The organism is Ruthenibacterium sp., from assembly GCF_017421385.1.
Lineage (GTDB): Bacteria > Bacillota > Clostridia > Oscillospirales > Ruminococcaceae > Ruthenibacterium > Ruthenibacterium lactatiformans.
The window spans coordinates 1-20,045 of the sequence record NZ_JAFOIN010000005.1 but is presented as its reverse complement, the minus strand read 5'-3'; the positions used below and the strand labels follow the sequence as shown (position 1 = coordinate 20,045).

The 20,045-nt window shown below is 60.4% G+C and carries 18 protein-coding genes and 1 pseudogene; 18 read left to right on the top strand and 1 reads right to left on the bottom strand.

Translation table 11 applies throughout. The features are described from left to right. The 8 genes from IIY41_RS00725 to IIY41_RS00690 form a co-directional block, all read left to right on the top strand. Positions 1–1,213, top strand: a 1,213-nt coding sequence (locus tag IIY41_RS00725; RefSeq protein WP_287399188.1) for an LCP family protein, incomplete at its 5' end; no start/stop codon positions are given. A gap of 48 nt (positions 1,214–1,261) precedes the next feature. After that, positions 1,262–1,615 carry a ribosome silencing factor gene (gene rsfS / locus IIY41_RS00720; protein ID WP_009322491.1) on the top strand — a complete coding sequence of 118 codons (354 nt, stop codon included), beginning with the start codon at positions 1,262–1,264 and terminating at the stop codon, positions 1,613–1,615. A gap of 51 nt (positions 1,616–1,666) precedes the next feature. Continuing rightward, the gene (gene leuS, locus IIY41_RS00715; protein WP_155201804.1) at positions 1,667–4,072 is read left to right on the top strand and encodes a leucine--tRNA ligase; all 2,406 of its coding nucleotides are present in this window, start codon (positions 1,667–1,669) and stop codon (positions 4,070–4,072) included. A 119-nt stretch (positions 4,073–4,191) separates the two neighbouring features. Next, a complete protein-coding gene (rpsU, locus tag IIY41_RS00710; RefSeq protein ID WP_009322493.1) occupies positions 4,192–4,368 on the top strand; it encodes a 30S ribosomal protein S21 in 177 nt (58 codons plus the stop codon). Between the two features lie 158 nt (positions 4,369–4,526). Continuing rightward, positions 4,527–5,066: a YqeG family HAD IIIA-type phosphatase gene (locus IIY41_RS00705; protein WP_117461569.1), complete on the top strand. Its 540-nt coding sequence runs from the start codon at positions 4,527–4,529 to the stop codon at positions 5,064–5,066. 44 nt (positions 5,067–5,110) lie between these two features. Beyond that, positions 5,111–6,181, top strand: coding sequence for a M24 family metallopeptidase (locus tag IIY41_RS00700; protein ID WP_009322495.1), 1,071 nt, complete (start codon positions 5,111–5,113; stop codon positions 6,179–6,181). Positions 6,182–6,367: 186 nt separating this feature from the next. After that, on the top strand, positions 6,368–6,925 hold the full coding sequence (efp, locus tag IIY41_RS00695) for an elongation factor P (RefSeq protein WP_009322496.1): 558 nt from the start codon (positions 6,368–6,370) through the stop codon (positions 6,923–6,925). 149 nt (positions 6,926–7,074) lie between these two features. Then, positions 7,075–7,524, top strand: a complete 450-nt coding sequence (locus IIY41_RS00690) for a CD1247 N-terminal domain-containing protein (RefSeq protein ID WP_009322497.1) — start codon at positions 7,075–7,077, stop codon at positions 7,522–7,524. Between the two features lie 129 nt (positions 7,525–7,653). Here IIY41_RS00690 and IIY41_RS00685 read toward each other — a convergent pair whose 3' ends face one another. Beyond that, a complete protein-coding gene (locus IIY41_RS00685; RefSeq protein ID WP_040909799.1) occupies positions 7,654–8,427 on the bottom strand; it encodes a type III pantothenate kinase in 774 nt (257 codons plus the stop codon). Between the two features lie 230 nt (positions 8,428–8,657). Between IIY41_RS00685 and IIY41_RS00680 the strand changes: the two genes are divergently transcribed. The 10 genes and pseudogenes from IIY41_RS00680 to IIY41_RS00635 all read left to right on the top strand — a co-directional run. Continuing rightward, entirely contained in the window at positions 8,658–9,383 is a 726-nt protein-coding gene (locus IIY41_RS00680) for a DUF4830 domain-containing protein (protein WP_050005418.1), read from the top strand. 313 nt (positions 9,384–9,696) lie between these two features. Next, positions 9,697–12,078: a trypsin-like peptidase domain-containing protein gene (locus IIY41_RS00675; protein WP_287399182.1), complete on the top strand. Its 2,382-nt coding sequence runs from the start codon at positions 9,697–9,699 to the stop codon at positions 12,076–12,078. A 128-nt stretch (positions 12,079–12,206) separates the two neighbouring features. Beyond that, a complete protein-coding gene (locus tag IIY41_RS00670) occupies positions 12,207–12,911 on the top strand; it encodes a pseudouridine synthase (protein ID WP_050005416.1) in 705 nt (234 codons plus the stop codon). Positions 12,912–13,186: 275 nt separating this feature from the next. After that, on the top strand, positions 13,187–14,272 hold the full coding sequence (locus IIY41_RS00665; protein WP_009322506.1) for a PucR family transcriptional regulator: 1,086 nt from the start codon (positions 13,187–13,189) through the stop codon (positions 14,270–14,272). Between the two features lie 162 nt (positions 14,273–14,434). Then, positions 14,435–15,160 carry a cell division ATP-binding protein FtsE gene (gene ftsE, locus IIY41_RS00660; protein WP_009322507.1) on the top strand — a complete coding sequence of 242 codons (726 nt, stop codon included), beginning with the start codon at positions 14,435–14,437 and terminating at the stop codon, positions 15,158–15,160. Then, positions 15,157–16,119, top strand: a complete 963-nt coding sequence (locus tag IIY41_RS00655) for a permease-like cell division protein FtsX (RefSeq protein ID WP_050005415.1) — start codon at positions 15,157–15,159, stop codon at positions 16,117–16,119. The genes ftsE and IIY41_RS00655 overlap by 4 nt, the downstream gene beginning before the upstream one ends. A 25-nt stretch (positions 16,120–16,144) precedes the next feature. Next, positions 16,145–17,302 (top strand): murein hydrolase activator EnvC family protein, encoded by a 1,158-nt coding sequence (locus IIY41_RS00650; protein ID WP_270849462.1) that lies wholly within the window; start codon positions 16,145–16,147, stop codon positions 17,300–17,302. 42 nt (positions 17,303–17,344) lie between these two features. Continuing rightward, on the top strand, positions 17,345–18,688 hold the full coding sequence (locus IIY41_RS00645) for a S41 family peptidase (protein ID WP_287399172.1): 1,344 nt from the start codon (positions 17,345–17,347) through the stop codon (positions 18,686–18,688). A gap of 140 nt (positions 18,689–18,828) precedes the next feature. Beyond that, positions 18,829–19,686, top strand: coding sequence for a 16S rRNA (adenine(1518)-N(6)/adenine(1519)-N(6))-dimethyltransferase RsmA (gene rsmA / locus IIY41_RS00640; protein ID WP_055079735.1), 858 nt, complete (start codon positions 18,829–18,831; stop codon positions 19,684–19,686). Positions 19,687–19,835: 149 nt separating this feature from the next. Then, a pseudogene (locus IIY41_RS00635) lies at positions 19,836–20,045 on the top strand (gfo/Idh/MocA family oxidoreductase); the annotation flags it as partial.

Genomic DNA, 20,045 nt, shown 5'->3' with positions numbered 1-20,045 from the left:
GGCGCGCAGGCCCGCCCAGGGCGGCAGAAACGGTGCGGCGGGGCATTCCTCCGCGCCGGGATATGGAACCTCCGCGCGCAGGCGCAGAAAGAAAAACACGGGCAAAACCGCCGCCAAGGTGCTTTTGTGCATCGTGCTGGTGCTGGGCCTTGCTTTCGGCGGGATATACTGGTATGTGGGCAGTATCTTCAACACCGGTGAGATGGGCAGCCTGGCGCCGCCGGAGAGCGGTGCGGACGCATTGGTGCCCGACGAGCTGTCCGGCACCATGAACATCCTTGTGCTGGGCATCGATTACAGCACCGAGGACGCCGTCAAACGCGACCCCATCGGCCAGACGGATATGATCCTGTATGTACGGGTGAATGGTTCGGACCATACGATGACCATGCTGCAGATCCCCCGCGACACGCTGGTGGGCGAGATCGGCGGCTCGGCGGGCAAGATCAACGGCATTTTCGCCAATTCGGCCGATAAGGAAAACCGCGTCAATACATTGGCCCAGTACATCACAAAGGTGTTCGGCCTGCCCATTGATGATTATGTCACCATTGATATGGACTCCCTGCGGGAGATCGTGGACGTGTTCGGCGGCATCGAGGTGTATGTGCCCGTGACTATGGAATATGACGGCAGCCGGCTGGAACAGGGCTGGCGCGTTTTGATGGGCGCGGAGTGCGAATTTTTCCTGCGCCAGCGCAAGGACACCTCGGCCACGCCGCGCGGCGACATCGACCGCCTGGCCAACCAGCAGTATTTCTACTCGGCGCTGTTCCGCCGCGTTCGGACGGCCACGGTGGGCGATATCATCAAGCTGACGCCCGTGGTGCAGAAATACATCAACACCAGCCTCAATTTTATGGAGCTCGTTCAGCTGGGCATGAGCGTGCTGAGCATCCCCAGCGAAAACATCATCATCGGCCGCCTGCCCGTGGCCCGCGGCGAGCTGTACAACGGCCAGGACGTGATGGTGTGCGCCAAGGCGGAGACCGCTGAATTTCTGAACGAATATTTCCGCCCGGCGGACGACCCGCTGGCGGCACAGCAGATCGGCACGCCGGACTGGGGCACACGCAGCGAGGTTATCGGCGCGGAGGTGCGCCGCATGGGCGAGGTGGACGCCGTGGGCGGCAGCGATGCAAACGCGCCCGCAGACGCCCAGCAGGCCGCCCAGCAGGCAAACGCTGCATCCGTGCAGCAGCCCGCGGCATAATAGTGGAAGAAAGAACGTTTTTACCCTATTTGAAACAGGAGAGTGTTCATGGAATCAAAAGAACTGGCGATGCAGATCGCCAAGCTGCTCGACAGCAAGAAGGCTACCCGCGTCAAGGTGCTGAAGGTGCGCGACCTGACGGTGCTGGCGGATTATTTCGTCATCGCCAGCGGCACGTCCTCCACCCATGTGAAAAGCCTGGCCGAGGAGGTGGAGTTCCAGTTCAAGGAAAAGGGTGTCGCGCCCATCCGTACAGAGGGCTTCAACACCCAGAACTGGTTTATCCTGGATTATGCCAACGTCATCGTCCATGTGTTCAGCCCCGACGCGCGGGACTATTACGATCTGGACCATTTGTGGGCCGACGGCGAAGACGTGCCCATGGATTTCATCGAGGAATAAGGCGGCGCGCCGCCCGGAATCTGCAAATCTTTTTTGGATGTGACATATAAAATGAAGTACGATTACAAAGCGATCGAGAAAAAGTGGCAGGACATTTGGGATGCGGAGAATACCTTTGCGGCCAAGCAGGATTTTTCGCTGCCCAAGTACTATGCGCTGGTGGAGTTCCCGTACCCCTCCGGCCAGGGCCTGCACGTGGGCCATCCGCGCAGCTACACCGCGCTGGACATCGTGGCGCGCAAGAAGCGCCTGTGCGGCTATAACGTGCTGTATCCCATGGGCTGGGACGCCTTCGGCCTGCCCACGGAAAACTACGCCATGAAAAACCACATCCACCCCGAGGTGGTGACGGCAAACAACGTGGCGCGCTTCAAAAGCCAGCTCAAGAGCCTGGGCCTTTCCTTCGACTGGACGCGGGAGATCAACACCACGGACCCCAGCTATTACAAATGGACCCAGTGGATCTTTCTGCAGCTGTATAAAAAGGGCCTTGCCTACAAAAAAGAGATGAGCGTCAACTGGTGTACCTCCTGCAAGGTGGTGCTGGCCAACGAGGAAGTTGTGGGCGGTGTGTGCGAACGCTGCGGCGGCGAGGTGGTGCACCGCGTCAAAAGCCAGTGGATGCTGAAGATCACCGCTTACGCGGACCGGCTCATCGATGATCTGGAGGACCTGGACTTCATCGACCGCGTGGTGACGCAGCAGAAGAACTGGATCGGCCGCAGCCACGGCGCGGAGGTAAAGTTCTCCACCACGGCGGGCGACGAGCTGCTCATCTACACCACCCGCCCGGACACGCTGTTTGGCGCGACTTATATGGTCATCTCGCCCGAGCATCCCTGCATTGAAAAATGGGCGGACAAGATCACCAACCTGGACGCCGTGCGGGAATACCAGGAGGCCGCTGCGAAGAAGAGCGACTTCGAGCGCACCGAGCTTGCAAAGGACAAAACAGGCGTAAGGCTGGAGGGCGTGCGCGCCGTGAACCCCGTGAACGGCAAAGAGATCCCCATCTTCATCTCCGACTATGTGCTCATCAGCTACGGCACGGGCGCCATCATGGCCGTGCCCGCCCACGACGAGCGCGACTATGATTTCGCGAAAAAATTCGATCTGCCCATCGTCGAGGTCGTCAAGGGCGGCGATGTGACGAAGGAGGCTTTCACCGATTGTGCCACGGGCGTGATGGTGAACAGCGGCTTTTTGGACGGCATGAGCGTGGACGAGGCGAAAAAGGCCATCACCGAATGGCTGGCCGAAAAGGGCCTGGGCACGCCCAAGACAAACTTCAAGCTGCGGGATTGGGTGTTCAGCCGCCAGCGCTATTGGGGCGAGCCGATCCCTATGGTGAATTGCGAAAAATGCGGCTGGGTGCCTCTGCCTGAGAGCGAGCTGCCGCTGGTGCTGCCGGAGATCAAGGATTTTGAGCCCACCGGCGACGGCGAAAGCCCGCTGGCACGCCATACCGAATGGGTGAACACCACCTGCCCGTGCTGCGGCGGCCCCGCCAAACGGGAGACGGACACCATGCCCCAGTGGGCGGGCTCGTCCTGGTACTTCCTGCGCTATATGGACCCGCACAACAACGACGCGCTGGCCAGCAGGGAGGCGCTGGAATACTGGAGCCCTGTGGACTGGTACAACGGCGGCATGGAGCACACCACGCTGCATCTGCTGTACAGCCGGTTCTGGCACAAGTTCCTGTACGACATCGGCGTGGTGCCCACCAGGGAGCCGTACCAGAAGCGCACCAGCCACGGCATGATCCTGGGCGAAAACGGCGAGAAGATGTCCAAGAGCCGCGGCAACGTGGTGAACCCGGACGATATCGTGCGGGACTACGGCGCGGACACCATGCGCCTGTATGAGATGTTCATCGGCGATTTTGAAAAGAGCGCGCCGTGGAACACCGCGTCCATCAAGGGCTGCCGCCGCTTTTTGGAGCGCGTGTGGAGCCTGGCGGATATTCTTGTGGACGGCGACGGCTATTCGGCGGAATTGGAAGGCGCGATGCACCGCACCATCAAGAAGGTGACGGAGGATATCGAGGTGCTCAAAATGAACACCGCCATCGCCGCCATGATGAGCCTGCTCAACGAGATCTATGACAAAAAATCCATTACCCGCGGCGAGTTCAAAACGCTGCTGACGCTGCTGAACCCGTTTGCCCCGCACATCACCGAGGAGCTTTGGCAGCAGTGCGGCTACGAGGGGCAGCTTGCCCACGCGAAGTGGCCGGAATTCGACGAGGCGAAATGCGTGGAGGACACGGTGGAGATCGCCGTGCAGGTGAACGGCAAGCTGCGCGCCAAGCTGACGGTGGCCACGGGCGCGGCCAAAGAGGACGCCATTGCCGCCGCAAAGGCGGAGCCCAATGTTGCGAAAGCGCTGGAGGGCAAAACCATCTGCAAGGAGATCTACGTGCCGGGCAAACTTGTAAATATTGCTGTAAGGTAGGAAAGATGTTCACAATTATCTGTTGACAGACGAGCCGTCTGCATTGTATAATCAAATATAGTCAGTTTCCCGCATAGAGGGGGGCCGGCGCCTACCTCAGGTTTAAGGGAGGGACAAAGATGTCGGAAATCAGAGTGAAAGACAATGAATCGCTGGACAGCGCGCTGCGTCGTTTCAAACGTTCCTGCGCACGCTCCGGTGTGCTTGCTGAAGTGCGTAAACGCGAGGCTTACGAAAAGCCTTCTGTCAGGCGCAAGAAGAAGTCCGAAGCTGCCCGCAAGCGCAAGTTCAAATAAGAATAGCGGACACGCGGCAAGTAAGCGAACAGGCGGGCCTTTACGGCCCGCTTTTTTTGCACCAAAAGAGGGCGGGGGAAAAGGCGGCCCGGCGGCTGCCGTGCCCGCCGGACATGCACGTCCGCACGGAGCACAACTGATAAAGTGAGGAACCGAAAATGCCCCTGTTTACACCGACGATCGTTTTTGAGCGCATCACCTGCATCACGCCGGAGTTTTTGGGCGCGCGGGGGCTTCGCGCGCTCATTCTGGACGTGGACAACACGCTCACGGCCCACGGCAGCCAGGAGCTGCCGCCGGACGTGGCCGCGTGGCTGGATACCATGCGCGCCGCAGGCGTGAAGCTCACCATCGCCTCCAACAATATGCCCGGCCGCGTGGCTCCCTTTGCAAAGCGCGTGGGGCTGGAGTATCAGGCGTTCTGCTGTAAGCCGTCGCCGTTTGGCCTGCGCCGGGCGCGCCGGGCCATGGGCGTATCCCGCCGCGAGGTGGCGCTGGTGGGCGACCAGATCTTTACAGACGCGCTGGGCGCGAACCTGTACGGCATCCCGGTTCTGCTGGTGCAGCCCATGCGGCAGGACACCAAAGCGACCATACGCTTGAAACGCGCGCTTGAAAAACCCGTGCTGGCGCGGTATTATAAAAAAGGCGGGCGTGTCCACGGAAAAGAGGAAGACTGCAAACCACCGGACGCATAGAAGCGTCCCGGCCGCCAATACTGGAATAAGAAGGTTGGACCGATATGAAACAACGTACCGATAAACTGCTTGCCGCCATGCCCGGGGGCTTTGAAGCGGCGCTTGTCTCCACGGATGTGAACCGCTTTTATTTTCTGGGCTTTGACTCCGGGGACGCGGGCACCGTGCTCATTTTGCCGGATAAAACCTACTTCATCATCGATTCCCGCTACATCGAGATCGCCGAAGCGACGGTAAAGGAAGCCGAGGTCATCTTAGAGGGAAAGGCACTGGAGCAGGTGCGGGACATCCTGGCCGCGCACGGCGTTAAGCATCTGTATCTGGAGAACAAGGCCACACTGGCTTATGCGGACCGTGTGCGCGCCGCGCTGCCGGGCGTGGAGGTGGACACCGGCGCTGTGCTCTCTGACGCCATCGACGCCATCCGGGCCGTCAAGTCCGAGGAAGAATTCGACGCCATCCGCCGCGCGCAGGTCATCACCGACGCCTGCTTCGAGCACATGCTGGGCTACATCAAACCCGGCGTGCGGGAAATCGACGCCGCGCTGGAGATGGAAGTGTTTATGAAGAGCCACGGCGCGGGCAAGCTGGCGTTCGACACGATCTTTGTCTCGGGGGCAAAAACGAGCCTGCCGCACGGCGTGCCCGGCGACAAACGCATCGAGGCGGGGGACTTCGTCACCATGGACTTCGGCGCGAACGTGGACGGATACTGCACCGATATGACGCGCACGGTGGCGGTGGGCCATGTGTCCGACGAGCAGAAAAAGGTGTATGATACCGTTTTGAAGGCGCAGCTCGCCTGCTGCGGATTCGCCAAAGCGGGCTACAAAGGCTGCGAGGTGGACAAGGTTGCCCGGGATATCATCTACGGCGCGGGCTACGAGGGCTGCTTCGGCCACGGGCTGGGCCACGCCGTGGGCATCGAGATCCATGAAAACCCCCGTTACAGCCCCACCTGCAGCGACATCATACAGTCCGGCATGGTCATGACCATCGAGCCGGGCATCTACCTGCCGGGAAAATTCGGCGTGCGCATTGAGGACACCACCTTCGTGCGGCCGGACGGCTGCGAGATCGTGGGAAAAAGCCCGAAGGAGCTGATCGTGCTGTGACGCGTGGGCGGGCAGCTGCCCGCCCGGCGGGGAAAGCGCGGCCGTCTTGGGGGAAAATGGCTTAAAATGGCCGAAAACCCTTGCAAAACAGGCGCATATTGTGTAAAATCAGAATAGATAAAATGAACTGGTATGCCCGGCGGCCAAAGGCCGGGGCGGCCGGGATAATATTGGAGGATTCATTCTATGGTTTCTGCTGGCGATTTCCGCAATGGCATCACGTTTGAAGAGGACGGCAACGTCTTCCAGATCGTTGAATTTCAGCATGTAAAGCCGGGCAAGGGCGCGGCCTTCGTGCGCACCAAGATCCGCAACGTCATCTCGGGCTCTGTGGTGGAGCGCACCTACAACCCCACCGCCAAGTTCCCCACCGCGTATATCGAGCGCCGCGAAATGACGTATTCCTATCAGGACGGCGACCTGTACTACTTCATGGACAATGAAACGTTCGAGCAGATCCCCCTCAATGAGAGCGAGCTGGGCGACGCCTTCAAATTCGTGAAGGAGAACGAGGTCTGCAAGGTGCTGAGCTATAAGGGCAAGGTGTTCGGCGTCGAGGCTCCGAACTTTGTGGTCCTGGAGGTCACCAAGACGGACCCGGGCTTCAAGGGCAACACTGCCACCAACACGCTCAAGCCCGCCACGCTGGAGACCGGCGCGGAGATCCGTGTGCCCCTGTTCATCAACGAGGGCGATATGATCCGCATCGACACCCGCACCGGCGAGTATATGGAGCGCGCATAACTTTTGCAAAAACAGGCAAGGCTGCAAGGTACGGCCTTGCCTGTTTGATACTAAAAAACGGCCTCCGGGCCGGAACGCGGCGGATGCCGCCTGAAGACGCTTTTCATTGCATTGCGATGAAAGAATAAAAGCATAGGAGGGTATGACCCATGGAACTGAAAGAAAAAGTCGCCTACATCAAAGGGATGATGGAGGGCATGGAATTTGACACTGCCACCAAGGAGGGCAAGCTGCTTGCCGCTGTTGTGGATGTGCTGGAGGAGATGGCCAAGGAGGTCACCAACATCGACGAGGATGTGGATACGCTGTACGATGAGGTCGACGCCATGAGCGAGGACCTGGAGGACGTGGAAAACTTCCTGTTCGACGAGGACGGCGGGGACGAAGACGAGGACGACTACGACGAGGAGTACGAGGCGGGCCTGTATGAGATCACCTGCCCGCAGTGCGGCGAGGTTGTGTGCGTGGATGAGGATATGCTGGCCAATGACGATCTGGCCTGCCCCAACTGCGGCACGAAGTTTGAGGTCGACTTCAGCGAGGACGACGACGCCTGCGAAGGCTGTGAAGGCTGCTGCGGCGGCAAGGACGAAGAATAAACGTATCCCCGGTACAAAACGCCGGAAAAGCCCCTCTGCGCGCCGCGCAGAGGGGCTTTTCTGTTTTGTGGGCATGCAGGGGGAGGCGCAAAAGGGAGAAGGCGCGCCCGTGCTTTTTACGCCCGTTTTTTACAGGGCCGCGTGTGTGCGGCAGTACACGGCATAAAGGCCGTCCAGAATGAGTGTGGGCACATATTGCACGCTGTGCCGGCAGTGCGGCACAACAATGCCCGCCGCACCGCCGGTAGCCACCAGCGTTTTTGCGGGGCCGAGCTCGGCTTCGAAGCGCTCGACCATGCCGTCCAGCATGCTTGCCGCACCGAATACCACGCCGCTCTGCATGCTTTCCACGGTGTTTTTGCCGATGGCCCGCACGGGCGCGTTGGTGGCGATGCCCTTCAGCAGGCTCGTGCCGTTCACCAGCGCGTCCAGGCTGATGAAAACACCCGGCATGATGCTCACGCCCTGCACCGTGCCCTGCTCGTCCACGGCCGTGATCTTTGTGGCCGTGCCCATGTCGATGACGATAGCCGGCAGCGGATACAGCGCTTTTGCGGCGATGGCTCCGGCCAGCAGGTCGGCCCCCAGCTCCGAGGGTGTGTCGATGTTCACCCCTACGCCTGTGGGCAGCTCCTGCGTGAGCTTCAGCGGTTCCACGCCCGCAAACATGCGCAGCGCCCGCGCCACTGTGTCGGTGATCTGCGGCACCACGCTGGAAATGATGGCGCCTTCGATGTTTTCCCCCGCCACCTTGTAAAGGTTCAGGATGCCGGACAGCTCCAGCGCGTACTGGTCCGCCTCCAGGCTTTTGTCCGTGGAGATGCGGGTGCAGAATCCCAGCGCCCCGTTTTCGTATCCGCCCAAAACGATGTTGGTGTTGCCGATGTCTATTGTCAGTACCATACGTGCAGCCCTTTCTTCCGGTTTGTTGTTATGAATATATGATGCCCCGTCCGCGCGGGTTTTGTCAATAGAAAAATTCACGGCATGTCCGCCGCAAACGTCTGTGCTAAACATACGCTCCCCCTCATAGAATTTCAGTAGAAACCAGTTCAGCCGGCCCGGAACGCGTGCCGCGCGGAAGGGGTTGGGGCGGCACACCGCCCCGAAAATCGTAAGGAGGGAAACGTGCAATGTTTGTATGTACTTTACGCAAGGGCGGGCTGCGGAAACTGGCTGTGGTGGCCGTCTGCGGCGTGGTGCTGGCAGGCGCGGCCATTACCGTGGGCGTGGTGCGCAACAAGGGCGACGCAGTGGATGCGGCCGCGCAGGGCGGCGCGCTTTCGCAGCAGATCACCGGCGCGCAGGACGTGGCGACGTTCCTGCAGGGGTATGGCGTCGAAGTGGACCCCACTACCGCGGAGGTGAGCACCGTCACCGTGCCGCGCAAGTGGGACGATAACTTCAAGGCGTTCAATGAAGTGATCAAGGAAAGCGGGCTGGACCTCTCCCGCGTCAAAAATAAAAAGGTAGACAAATGGGTGGTGCTCATTCCTGCGCAGAGCACCGAAACACAGAAATCCTACGGCGTGGTGCTCGTGTACAAAAACGAGGCCAGGGGCGCGTATATCCTGCAAAAGCCCTCCGGCGAGGTGCTTCCGCTGAAAGCGGCGGCGCCCACGGGGGCAAGCCTTGCGCTGACAGACGAAGAAGTGGCGGCAAACGCGGGCTTTGGCGCCGCCTTTCCGGCGGATGATTCCGCAGCCGCCGCGGGCGCGGGCGTGAGCGGTGCAAACGCGGCTGCAGACGTCCAGGCAGGTGCGGATACGGCCGGGCCGACGGAGGACGCGGCCGCCGAAGCGCAGGCCCAGGCAGACGCCGACGCGCAGATCGAGCCAGGGGCGTTCCCCACGGAATAAGCGCAAAACGCAGTTGATTCTGTACAAAGCGGCATGCCCTTTTTCGGCATGCCGCTTTGTTTGACGGGCTTCTTTTCAGCGGCTGCTTCTGATATAATTGATTTGGACAGCCGCTTGTGCGGCCGTGCATGCTTCATGCACCGACGCTCTGCCGCGCATGAGCGTGAGAACCTCAAGGCGTACAAAATCCTGGCGGCCAAAGTTTTGTTGAAGCCGCCTGCGGCGGCGTCATGGTGTACTATGTCCGGTCAGCGGGTGCGAGCTAAGAAATATGGTGCAATGAAACCAGAGCAGAAGAAGCGGGGGAACTGTGATGTTGAAAAAACGGGGACGCAGGCGGCTGTGGGCCGTTTTGGGCACAATGCTGCTGGCGGCGGCGCTGGGCGTGTGCGCGCTTGCCGCGTCGGATGTGCCGAAGGCGGTGCTGAACGCGCGTGAGAGCGTGGTGCGCATTATGACGGAAAGGGCGATGGGCAGCGGCTTTGCGGTGTCCAGAAATTCCGTCTATGTGGTGACGAACCACCATGTGATCGAAGGCGCGGAAACGATTGAGGTCATAGTGGACGACACAAGGTGGACGACGGCCCGGGTCTACGTAGATCTGCCCGGAAAGGACATCTGTATCTTAAAAACAGACAAGCCCCTGCGCGGCATGCCCGGGCTGCCGCTCCGCTCGGACGCGGTTGAAACAGGGCTGGCGGTATACGCGCTGGGATATCCGGGCGCGGCGGATGATTTCAGCCGGGAATTTGCCACCGGCGTGGACAGCATCACGGTGACGGACGGCATCGTGAGCGCGGTGCGGCAAAGCAGGGCGGAGGGCTATCAAAGCACGTGGGCGATCCAGACGAACACGCCCATCAGCCCCGGCAATTCCGGCGGGCCGCTTGTGGATGCGGGCGGCAGGCTTGTCGGGATCAATACGTTTATAATGTTGGAGGGCCAGAATGTGAACGGCAGCATTCATGTGCGGGAGCTGCTCACCGTTCTGCAGCAAAACGATATCCCGTACCGCAAGGCGGCGCCCGGTTTTGCGGGCGTGCTGCTGGTTGTACTGGCTGTGGCGGCGGCGCTGGGCGTGTGTGCGGCGCTGCTTTTGCGGCTGCGCCGCCGGGGAGCGGCGTCCGGGAAGCCCATGCGGGAAAAGGCTGTTCCGCTGCCTGTGTTTTTGGCCGGCGGCGGACGGATGGACAGGCTCCGGGCAACGCGGGCGGTGCGGGAGCTGGCGCAACGGCTGGCTTCGATGCCGGAGGACTCGCGGGCACTGCATCCGGAAAATATCCTTGTGCGGAGCGGTACGCTGGAGCTGAAGCGTGCGCACGGCGCGGGCAAAAGGCCCGGCGCCTCCGTGTGCGCCGGGTATTCCGCACCGGAATGTTACAACGGAAGCGCGGGTATGGCCGCTGCAGTCTATTTTCTGGGGGCCGTGCTGTATGCGCTTACAGAGGGCCGCGCCCCGCAGGACGTGATCGCGCGTGCGGGCGGCGCGGAGCTTGTGTTTGAGGAGCAAACGCCGCTTGTCCCGCTGCTGAACCGGGCCATGGCGCTGAACGAGGCTTACCGCATTGCCGCCCCGGCGCAGCTTGCACAGGAGCTGGCGCAGGTGGAAGCACAGCTTGCCGCCGCACAGCCGGCGCAGACAGTGCCTGCACAGGAGCTGCCGCAGGCGCAGCGCGCGGCCCTGCAGGAAGCTGCGCCGCTTGGGCCGTTTGCCCCGCAGGGGAGCGGCGGTACGCCGGGTGCGGGATATGCGCCCTCTGCCGTTTGCACACCGCAGGCCCCGCGCCGGAAAAAGCGCGGCTGGAAAATTGCGCTGGCCGTGGGGCTGCCGCTGGTGCTGCTGGGCGGTGGCTTTTTGGGGTATTCGCTGTATGCGTGGAACGAAATTGAAACCGCGCAGGCTTACGAACAGTATACACAGGCTTACGAATGGTACGAGCGCGCGCCGTGGCTGTGGGAACTGGACGAGCAGCAGGGGCAATATACGGCGGCCTGGGTGCTGGTGGAGCGCGGGGAGCTGAGCGAGGCGGCGCAGGCGTTCCGGGAGCTTGGGGATTACGCGGACAGCGGGGAACTGGCGGAAAAGTGCAACACATATATCCGTGCGCAGACGGTGGGCTCGCCTTTTACGAAATACAAATTGTACAACAATCTGGGCGGCTTTTTAGACAGCAGCCGGCAGGCGCAGGCGCAGATACCGGAAATTTACGACACGGCATTGGAGCACTACGGGGAAAATCGTTTCAGTGCGGCAATGGAGTGGCTGGAGATCATACCGGATTATGAAAACTACGAAGACGCTTTTGTTTATGTGGAAGCGTGTAAGGCGCACACTGTTTTATCTGAAAACTATTATAAAATGACACGGGAAGTCCAAAATGCATTGGAGATGCTCGAATGGAGCGACCAGTATATTGATGTGGAACCTATATGTATGGACAGATATCTTATAGACTACTTTTTGGATGGAACATGGGTCGCGGTGGATGGCGATGTTTTTGAATATGCAATGGAAAACAACGAGTTTGATTTCTGGTATCGTTATGTTCCGAGCGGTAAATACAATTTTGAGAGCGATGGCATGTACTATGCTTCCAGTGGCACACGGTTTGCCGCATGGGACTATATTTCTTACAACGAAATAGTGATCACATTTGAAAGCGACGGCCGCAGCTATCATTATTACCGCCAATGAGCGGAGCGGCGCCAGGGCCGAAACGGGAAACACTACCCGTTTCGGCCTTTTTTGTGCTATACTGGACCGTATAATAATTGATAAGGAAAAGCCGGGCCCGGGCCCGGCGCGGGGGGAGGGGACGCGGCATGCGTCTGGATAAGTATGTGGCGGGCGCGGCCCAGCAGAGCCGCTCGGACGTACGGCGGGCCATTCAGAAAGGGCTGGTGTGCGTGAACGGCGCGGTGTGCCGCAGCGCGGACGCTCAGGTGCCGGCCGGCGCGGCTGTCACGCTGAACGGGCAGCCGCTCGTCCTGCAGCAGTATGTGTACATCATGCTGGACAAACCCAAGGGTGTGGTGAGTGCGTCCGCGGACAAAAACGACGTGACTGTGGTGGACCTTGTGGGCAGGGCCTACCCCCGCCGCAGCCTGTTCCCCGCCGGGCGGCTGGACAAGACCAGCACGGGCTTTGTGCTGGTGACGGATGACGGCGCATTCGCCCATGATATCCTCGCGCCCAGGCGGCATGTGCCAAAAACCTACGAGGTGCTGCTGGACACGCCCCTCACGCCGGAGATGGCGGCTGGTTTTGCGGCGGGCGTCCGGCTGGCGGACGGGCAGCGGCTGCAGCCCGCGGAGCTTTCGCCGGGGCCGGACGGCCCGTGCAGCGCGCGTGTGGTGCTGCGCCAGGGCGTGTATCATCAGATCAAGCGCATGTTCGGCGTATACGGCGCGGGCGTGAACGAGCTGCGGCGCACGGCCATCGGCGGCCTGGCGCTGGACGCCGCGCTGGGGCCGGGCGGCTTCCGCGAGCTTTCGCCCGCAGAGGTGGCGCGTATCCTCGGCGGCTAGAAAACAGGAAAAAATTCCGGGCCAAATGCTGGAAACTGCATTTTCGGCGCGCTGTTCACAGGTTTTTAAAACATTTTTCACATGAAAAATGTACGATAAATGCAGTGTTTGCGCCCTGTTTCCCAAATTACACAATAAAATGACGTTTATTTTGTTGAAATATGTTGCAAAAGTCAGAACTATTGTGTAAAATAGAGACTAAAGCGACACCTTATTGTTAAAATTCACAACTGAGCGCATGCAGAGCGCCGCAGCACAGAAGGGAAAAGGGTATTATGGCGAACAGAGTTTTTCAGGGCGTTGTCTATCAGATGAAAGATGCGATCGACCGCATGGTGGGCGTTGTCGATGAAACGGGCACCATCATCTCCTGTTCTGACTTGAACCGCATCGGCGAGGTGCGGGACGGCATCGCGTCCGACCGGCTGACAGCCGGCGACGCGTTCGTGCGGGACGGCTACACCTATCATCTGTTCAGTTCGAACAAGCGCAACGATTATGCCGTTCTGGTGGAGGGAACCGACGAGCCCGCCCTGCGCTATGCGGCGCTGCTGGCCATCAGCCTGCAGAACATCAAGCAGTACCACGACGAAAAGTTCGACAAGGCGAACTTTATTAAGAATGTGGTGCTGGACAATATCCTGCCCGGCGATATCTATGCCAAGGCGCGCGAGCTGCATTTCGCAACGGACGTGTCCCGCGTGGTGCTGCTCATCCGCGTTACCTCGGGCGCGGACATTTCCGCCTACGACGTCGTAAGCGGCCTGTTCCCCGATAAGCAGAAGGACTTCGTGTTCAACATCAGCGAGAACGACACCGTCCTCGTCAAGGAGATCAAGCGCGGCATTGACCAGCACGACATCGAAAAGCTGGCCGCCAGCATTGTGGACACCCTCAACGGCGAGCATTACATCAAGGCCGTCGTGGGCATCGGCACGCCCATTGCCAATGTGAAGGACCTGGCCCAGAGCTTCAAGGAGGCACAGATCGCCATGGAGGTGGGCAAGGTGTTCGACACCGAGCAGGCGATCGTCAGCTACGACCATCTGGGCATCGCCCGCCTGATCTATCAGCTGCCCACCACGCTGTGCGAGATGTTCCTGAAAGAAGTGTTTAAACAGGGCAGCATCGAGAGCCTGGACGCCGAGACGCTGTTCACCATCCAGCGCTTCTTTGAAAACAACCTCAACGTTTCGGAGACGAGCCGCGGCCTGTTCGTGCACCGCAACACACTGGTGTACCGTCTGGAAAAAATCAAAAAGCTGACGGGCCTGGACCTGCGGGAATTCGACGACGCCATTGTGTTCAAGGTGGCGCTGATGGTCAAGAAATACCTGAGCGCCAACCCCGCGAAGTATTAAGAAAAAAGAGCCGTTGCGGCAAAGCCTGCTTTCGCCGCAGCGGCGCCTTTTTGGAATATGCCGTGCCCGCGGTGCAATATCGCGGGCGGCAGGCGCGTATTCCCTGCGCAGGGCGGTGCTTTGCGCGCACGCACTCAACCGTGACCCCCATAGGAGAATGATATGGCAACTACCGATATGATCCGTTTTGAAAACGTGAAGAAGATATACACCGGGCTGGACGCCAAAAGCAAGGACATCGTGGCGCTCCACAACGTGAATCTCTCCATCAAAAAAGGCGAATTCGTGTTCGTTCTGGGCCATTCCGGCGCGGGCAAAAGCACGTTCCTCAAGCTGATCCTGCGCGAGGAGGCAGCCACCGAGGGCAAGGTTTTCGTCAACGGGCGCGACCTTTCCAGCATCCGTCAGCGGGAAATTCCCTACCTGCGCCGCGGGCTGGGCGTGGTGTTCCAGGATTTCCGCCTTATTCCCACGATGACGGCCTACGAGAACGTGGCCTTTGCCATGCGTGTGACGAATATCCCCGAGCGGCAGATCAAGCGGCGCGTGCCCTATGTGCTGAACCTGGTGGGGCTCGCGGGCAAGGCGCACAGCCTGCCGCAGGAGCTTTCCGGCGGCGAGCAGCAGCGCATTGCGCTGGCGCGGGCTTTGGTTCATTCCCCGCCCATCATCATTGCGGACGAGCCCACCGGCAATATCGACCCGGAGCTGTCTGTGGAGATCATGGAGCTGCTGCAGGCCATCAACAGCGTGGGCACCACGGTCGTGGTCGTCACCCATGAACGCGAGCTGGCCGCGCGGTTCCGCAAGCGCACCATCATGATCGACCACGGCGAGGTGGTCGACGACGGCCTCGGCCGGTACGGGAGGGAGGCCGCGCAGGTATGAAATGGTCCAGCTTTAAGTATCTTGTCAAGCAGGGATGGCACAGCATGGTGGCCAACCGGCTGATGACGCTGGCATCCATCGGCGTGCTGGTGGCATGCCTGATGATCACGGGCGTGGCGGCGCTGCTGTCCGTCAACGTGACAAGCTATGTGGATTATCTTGAAACGCTCAACGAGATCGTCTTTTTCATCGATGACGCCGCCCCCGCCGAGACCGTGGAGGCGCTGAAAACGCAGATCCCCGCCGACGGGAACGTGGCTGCCTGCGAATACGTCCCCAAGGCTGCGGCCGTGGAGGAAATGCGGGAGTATCTGGGCGACTACGGCGATATCATGAACGATTATGCCGGAGAAGGGAACACCGAAAATCCGCTGCCCGCTTCGTTCCGCGTGTCGGTGACAGACGTTGCGGACCTTGCGCCCACAGTGGAGCGCATCAAGGCCATGGGCGCGTATACGGCCACGGCCGAGGACGGCACCGCCAGCGATGCGAACGTGTTTTACAAAGTGAATTCGCCCTCCGAGCTTTCCAGTACATTGGTGAACCTGAAGCGCATCGTCAACTACATCGGCTGGGGCCTTGTGGCCGTGCTGGGCGTGGTGAGCGTGGTGGTCATCAGCAACACCATCCGCCTGACGGTATTTGCCCGCCGCAAGGAGATCAATATCATGAAATTCGTGGGCGCGACGAATGCGTTCATCCGGCTGCCGTTCTTTGTGGAGGGCATGACGGTGGGCGCTATCTCGGGCGTGCTGGCCACGGTCGTTGTGGGCGGTGCGTATTACGGGCTGGAGCAGGCGCTGCTGCAGCCGGAGGCGCTTTGGCTGAACGAGTTCACCAAATGCATGTGGCCGTTCATGGATATCATCTGGCCGCTGCTGGGCGGGTTTGTGCTGTTCGGCGTCGCCATCGGCGGCGTGGGCTGCGCGTCCAGCATCCGCAAGCACCTGAAGGTGTGATCTTTTTTGAACACAGGAGTTTTCTATGGAAAAGCATAAAAAACTGGTTCGCGTCGTATGTCTGGTGCTTGCCGCACTGATGGTGATGACCATCGGCGTGCCGCTGATTTTTGCCTATGCCGAAACGCCGGCGGAGAAGCTGGAGCGTCTGCGCAAGGAGCTGGAGGACATCAAATCCAACATCAGCGCCGTGGAGAACAGCAAGGAAAAATCCGAGCAGACCAAGCAGTATTATCAGGCACAGGCCAATAACCTGAAGGCGCAGCTTGCCGCCATCAAGGAGGACATCGCGGCCCAGCAGCAGAGCATTGAGCTGAAAAATGCCGAGGTGGCGGAAAAAGCGGCCAATGTGGCGTATAATAAGAGCATGTTCGAATCCCGCCTCAAGGGCATGTACGAGATGAGCCGGCAGTCGAACCTTGCAATTCTTCTGGGCATCGACGACGTTTCCCAGATGCTGCTGTTTGCCGAGAACCTGCAGCAGATATCGGAGCATGATACCCAGCTCGTACAGCGGCTGCGGGACGAGCAGGCGGCCCTGGAGGCCCAGCGCGCCGAGCTGGAGCAGCAGCTTGCGGACCTTGCCGCCCGCGAGCAGGAGCTGACAGACACCGCCGTGGCGTATTCCAATGCCATCCAGCAGGCGGATGCGGCCATCAGCGCGGCTGAGGCGGACCTTGCCGCAAATGAAGAGGCTCTGGCGGAAACCCAGAGGCAGTACGAGCAGGCGCAGGAAGAATGGCGGCAGTGGACGGCGGCAAACAACGTGGATTTCGAGTACAATCAGGGCGGCTTTGCCTGGCCTATCCCGGGGTATACGAACCTTTCCTCCGATTTCGGCGTGGGACGCTGGATCTACGGCAAGTGGGACGTGCACCGCGGCATGGATGTGCCGGCCCCGGCGGGCACGCCCATCTATGCGGCTGCGGACGGCGTGGTGAGCACCAACAACCACTGGACTTACGGAATTTCCGTAAAGATATCCCACGGCTCCGGCCTTGCTACCATTTACGGCCATATGTCGGCGCGCGCTGTAAACGACGGCGATTACGTGACGCAGGGCCAGCTCATCGGTTATGTGGGGAGCACGGGCAACAGTACGGGCAACCACCTGCATTTTGAGACGACTCTTAACGGCGCGGCGGTGAGTTCGCGGCCGTATCTGGGGCCGCCGTGGGGCTGAACAGCGGTTTCGGCACCCGCGCAAGGAAAGTGAGACGAAGCTATGAATAAAAAGATCACCGTAAATCTGGCGGTGGCCATCGCCATCATTGCCATGACGGTCACCTTCGTTGTGACGATGATTCTGAGCATGCAGCTGTTCAACCGGACCGTCAGCGGCGTGCGCGAAAAAGAGATCATGTACAACAAGCTCTCGGAGATGGACAAGAGCGCCCGGGAGAATTATTACGGCGAGATCGTGGACGACACCCTGTACGATTATATCGCGGCGGGCTACGTTACCGGCATGGGCGACAAGGACGCGCGCTATTATACCGCAAAGCAGTATCTGGAATATCTCAACCAGCAGAACGGCGTGGTCATGGGCGTGGGCGCGGATGTGATCAAGGACGCCAACGGCTATGCGCGCATTGTTAAGGTGTACCCCAACAGCCCGGCGGAGGAATCCGGCCTGCAGAAGAATTTCTACATCACCAAGGTAGGGGAGCTGGACGTTAAAACGCTTTCCCTCTCGCAGGTAAACAGCCAGCTGCTGGGCGAATCCGGCACGTCGGTGCTGCTCACGGTGGTGAACGCCACGGGCGAGGACGAGCACACGGTGGAGATCCAGCGCCGCGAGTTCGACGTGCCCTCCGTGGAGGGCCAGGTGCCGGAGGGTACCACGACCGCATATTTCTGGATCAACGCTTTCAATTCCAAGACAGTGGACGAGCTGAAAGCATATTTTGAACGCTGGCAGGAGGAGGGCGTCGCCGTGGACGGCGTGGTGTTCGACGTGCGCAACAACACGGGCGGAAACCTGACGAACGCCATGCATGTGATCGATTACCTGTGCCCGGTAGGCCCTATCGCAAGCCAGCAGAACAAGGACGGAACCGTCACCACGCTGGAGACCTCCGACGCCAGCGAGGTGGAGCTGCCCATGGTGGTGCTGGTGAACGGCAACACGTCCTACGCGGCGGAGCTGTTTGCCACATCCATTCGGGAATTTGAAAAAGGACGCGTCGTCGGTACGCGCACAGCGGGCAAGGGCACCATCCAGTGCCGTCCGGTGGCTCTTTCAGACGGCTCGGCATTTTCGTATACGGTGGGCCTGCTGCTGAGCAAGAACGGAGCCACCTTCAACGGGACGGGCATTTCACCGGATGTGGAGGCGTCTCTCTCCGCCGAGGAGGAGGCGAATTTCTACAACTTCACCGTGGATACCGATCCGCAGATCCTGCGCGCGTTTGAGGTGGTGGATACGCTTACGGGCCGCAACGACATCCAGGCCAGCCTGGAGCCGTCACAGAGCAGCTCCGCTTCGGAGGCGGGCGGCGCGGATTCCTCTTTGCAGAGCGGACCGGCCGGTACGGACGCTTCGTCATCCGCCGAGCCTGCGGCATAGGCGCGGGCCGGAGCTGTTTGTAAATGGAGTCTCGCCCCCGTATCCGGGGCGGCGGAACAACGCACACCGCGCTGCGGGGCGCACAGCCCGGCGGGCGCGGTGCGTTTTTGTTCCGTGAAAAAGAAAAGAGGAGGCAGCGCGTGAATCTGACGGATATTTCCACCATCAAAACGCTGTGCGCGGCGCACGGTTTTTCGCTCTCCAAGGAATTCGGGCAGAATTTTATCGTCAACCCGGGCATCTGCCCCAAGATCGCCGAGGCGGCGGGGATTGACGAGCGCTTCGGCGTGCTGGAGGTCGGCCCCGGCGTGGGGGTGCTGACCAAGGAGCTGGCGCGGCGCGCCAAAAAAGTAGTGGCGGTGGAGGTGGACAAGCGTCTGCCGCCGCTGCTGGCGGAAACTCTGGCAGAATATGAAAACGTGACGGTCGTGGAGGGCGACGTGCTGAAGGTGGACCTTGCGGCGCTCATCCGGGACGAGTTCCCGGGCCTGCGTGTGGCCGTATGTGCAAACCTGCCCTATTATATTACCAGCCCTATCGTCATGAAGCTGCTGGAGGAGCGGCTGCCCATCGAGCATATCACGGTAATGGTGCAGAAAGAGGCGGCGGACCGCCTTTCCGCCGCGCCCGGCACCCGCGCGGCGGGCGCTGTCACATATGCGGTGCATTATTACGCCGCGCCCCGCACGCTGTTTACCGTACAGCCGGGCAGCTTTTATCCGCCGCCCAAGGTAACGAGCGCCGTCATTCAGCTGCGTCTGCACGAAGCGCCGCCGGTCACGCCCCGCAGCGCGGAAGCGATGTTCCGCGTCATCCGCGCCGCGTTCAGCCAGCGGCGCAAGACGGCGGCCAACGCGGCCAGCGCGGGGCTGCATCTGCCCAAGGAGGCGGTGGCCGAGGCGCTGGCTGCGGCAGGCGTGCCGCCCACGGCCCGGCCCGAGCAGCTGACGCTGCAGAATTACGCCGACGTTTCCGACGCGCTGTTTGCGTTTCGGTGACCGGTTTGTCCTGTTGAAAACTGCTGTTCTTCTTTGTATACTGGTACTATGATATGAAATATCAGGCTCCGAATACCTGTGCAGACGAAGGAAATAACGGCCCAGAGCCTGTGCGGGCCGCTTTTGAAACGGAAAGGGAGTATCCATTTATGAAAGAAGTATTGAATGTAGGTGTTATCGGCCTGGGCAACCGCGGCTCCAGCCTGCTGGAAAACTGCATCCTGCCCCAGCCGGGCGTTCGTGTGCTGGCCGTGTGCGACAATTATGAGGACCGCCGGGAGAAGGGCGTGCAGCTTGTGACGGCAGCGGGCCAGCCCGCGCCCCGCGCTGCGGCGGATTACCGCGAGGTACTGGCCATG

What these genes read in the sequence shown, in the direction of transcription:
- IIY41_RS00690 (WP_009322497.1), top strand. Translation starts at nt 7,075, where the DNA reads ATGGAACTGAAAGAAAAAGTCGCCTACATCAAAGGGATGATGGAGGGC.
- IIY41_RS00670 (WP_050005416.1), top strand. Translation starts at nt 12,207, where the DNA reads ATGCGTCTGGATAAGTATGTGGCGGGCGCGGCCCAGCAGAGCCGCTCG.
- IIY41_RS00650 (WP_270849462.1), top strand. Translation starts at nt 16,145, where the DNA reads ATGGAAAAGCATAAAAAACTGGTTCGCGTCGTATGTCTGGTGCTTGCC.
- efp (WP_009322496.1), top strand. Translation starts at nt 6,368, where the DNA reads ATGGTTTCTGCTGGCGATTTCCGCAATGGCATCACGTTTGAAGAGGAC.
- IIY41_RS00685 (WP_040909799.1), bottom strand. Translation starts at nt 8,427, where the DNA reads ATGGTACTGACAATAGACATCGGCAACACCAACATCGTTTTGGGCGGA.
- IIY41_RS00705 (WP_117461569.1), top strand. Translation starts at nt 4,527, where the DNA reads ATGCCCCTGTTTACACCGACGATCGTTTTTGAGCGCATCACCTGCATC.
- rpsU (WP_009322493.1), top strand. Translation starts at nt 4,192, where the DNA reads ATGTCGGAAATCAGAGTGAAAGACAATGAATCGCTGGACAGCGCGCTG.
- ftsE (WP_009322507.1), top strand. Translation starts at nt 14,435, where the DNA reads ATGGCAACTACCGATATGATCCGTTTTGAAAACGTGAAGAAGATATAC.
- IIY41_RS00645 (WP_287399172.1), top strand. Translation starts at nt 17,345, where the DNA reads ATGAATAAAAAGATCACCGTAAATCTGGCGGTGGCCATCGCCATCATT.
- IIY41_RS00680 (WP_050005418.1), top strand. Translation starts at nt 8,658, where the DNA reads ATGTTTGTATGTACTTTACGCAAGGGCGGGCTGCGGAAACTGGCTGTG.
- IIY41_RS00665 (WP_009322506.1), top strand. Translation starts at nt 13,187, where the DNA reads ATGGCGAACAGAGTTTTTCAGGGCGTTGTCTATCAGATGAAAGATGCG.
- leuS (WP_155201804.1), top strand. Translation starts at nt 1,667, where the DNA reads ATGAAGTACGATTACAAAGCGATCGAGAAAAAGTGGCAGGACATTTGG.
- IIY41_RS00675 (WP_287399182.1), top strand. Translation starts at nt 9,697, where the DNA reads ATGTTGAAAAAACGGGGACGCAGGCGGCTGTGGGCCGTTTTGGGCACA.
- IIY41_RS00700 (WP_009322495.1), top strand. Translation starts at nt 5,111, where the DNA reads ATGAAACAACGTACCGATAAACTGCTTGCCGCCATGCCCGGGGGCTTT.
- IIY41_RS00655 (WP_050005415.1), top strand. Translation starts at nt 15,157, where the DNA reads ATGAAATGGTCCAGCTTTAAGTATCTTGTCAAGCAGGGATGGCACAGC.
- rsfS (WP_009322491.1), top strand. Translation starts at nt 1,262, where the DNA reads ATGGAATCAAAAGAACTGGCGATGCAGATCGCCAAGCTGCTCGACAGC.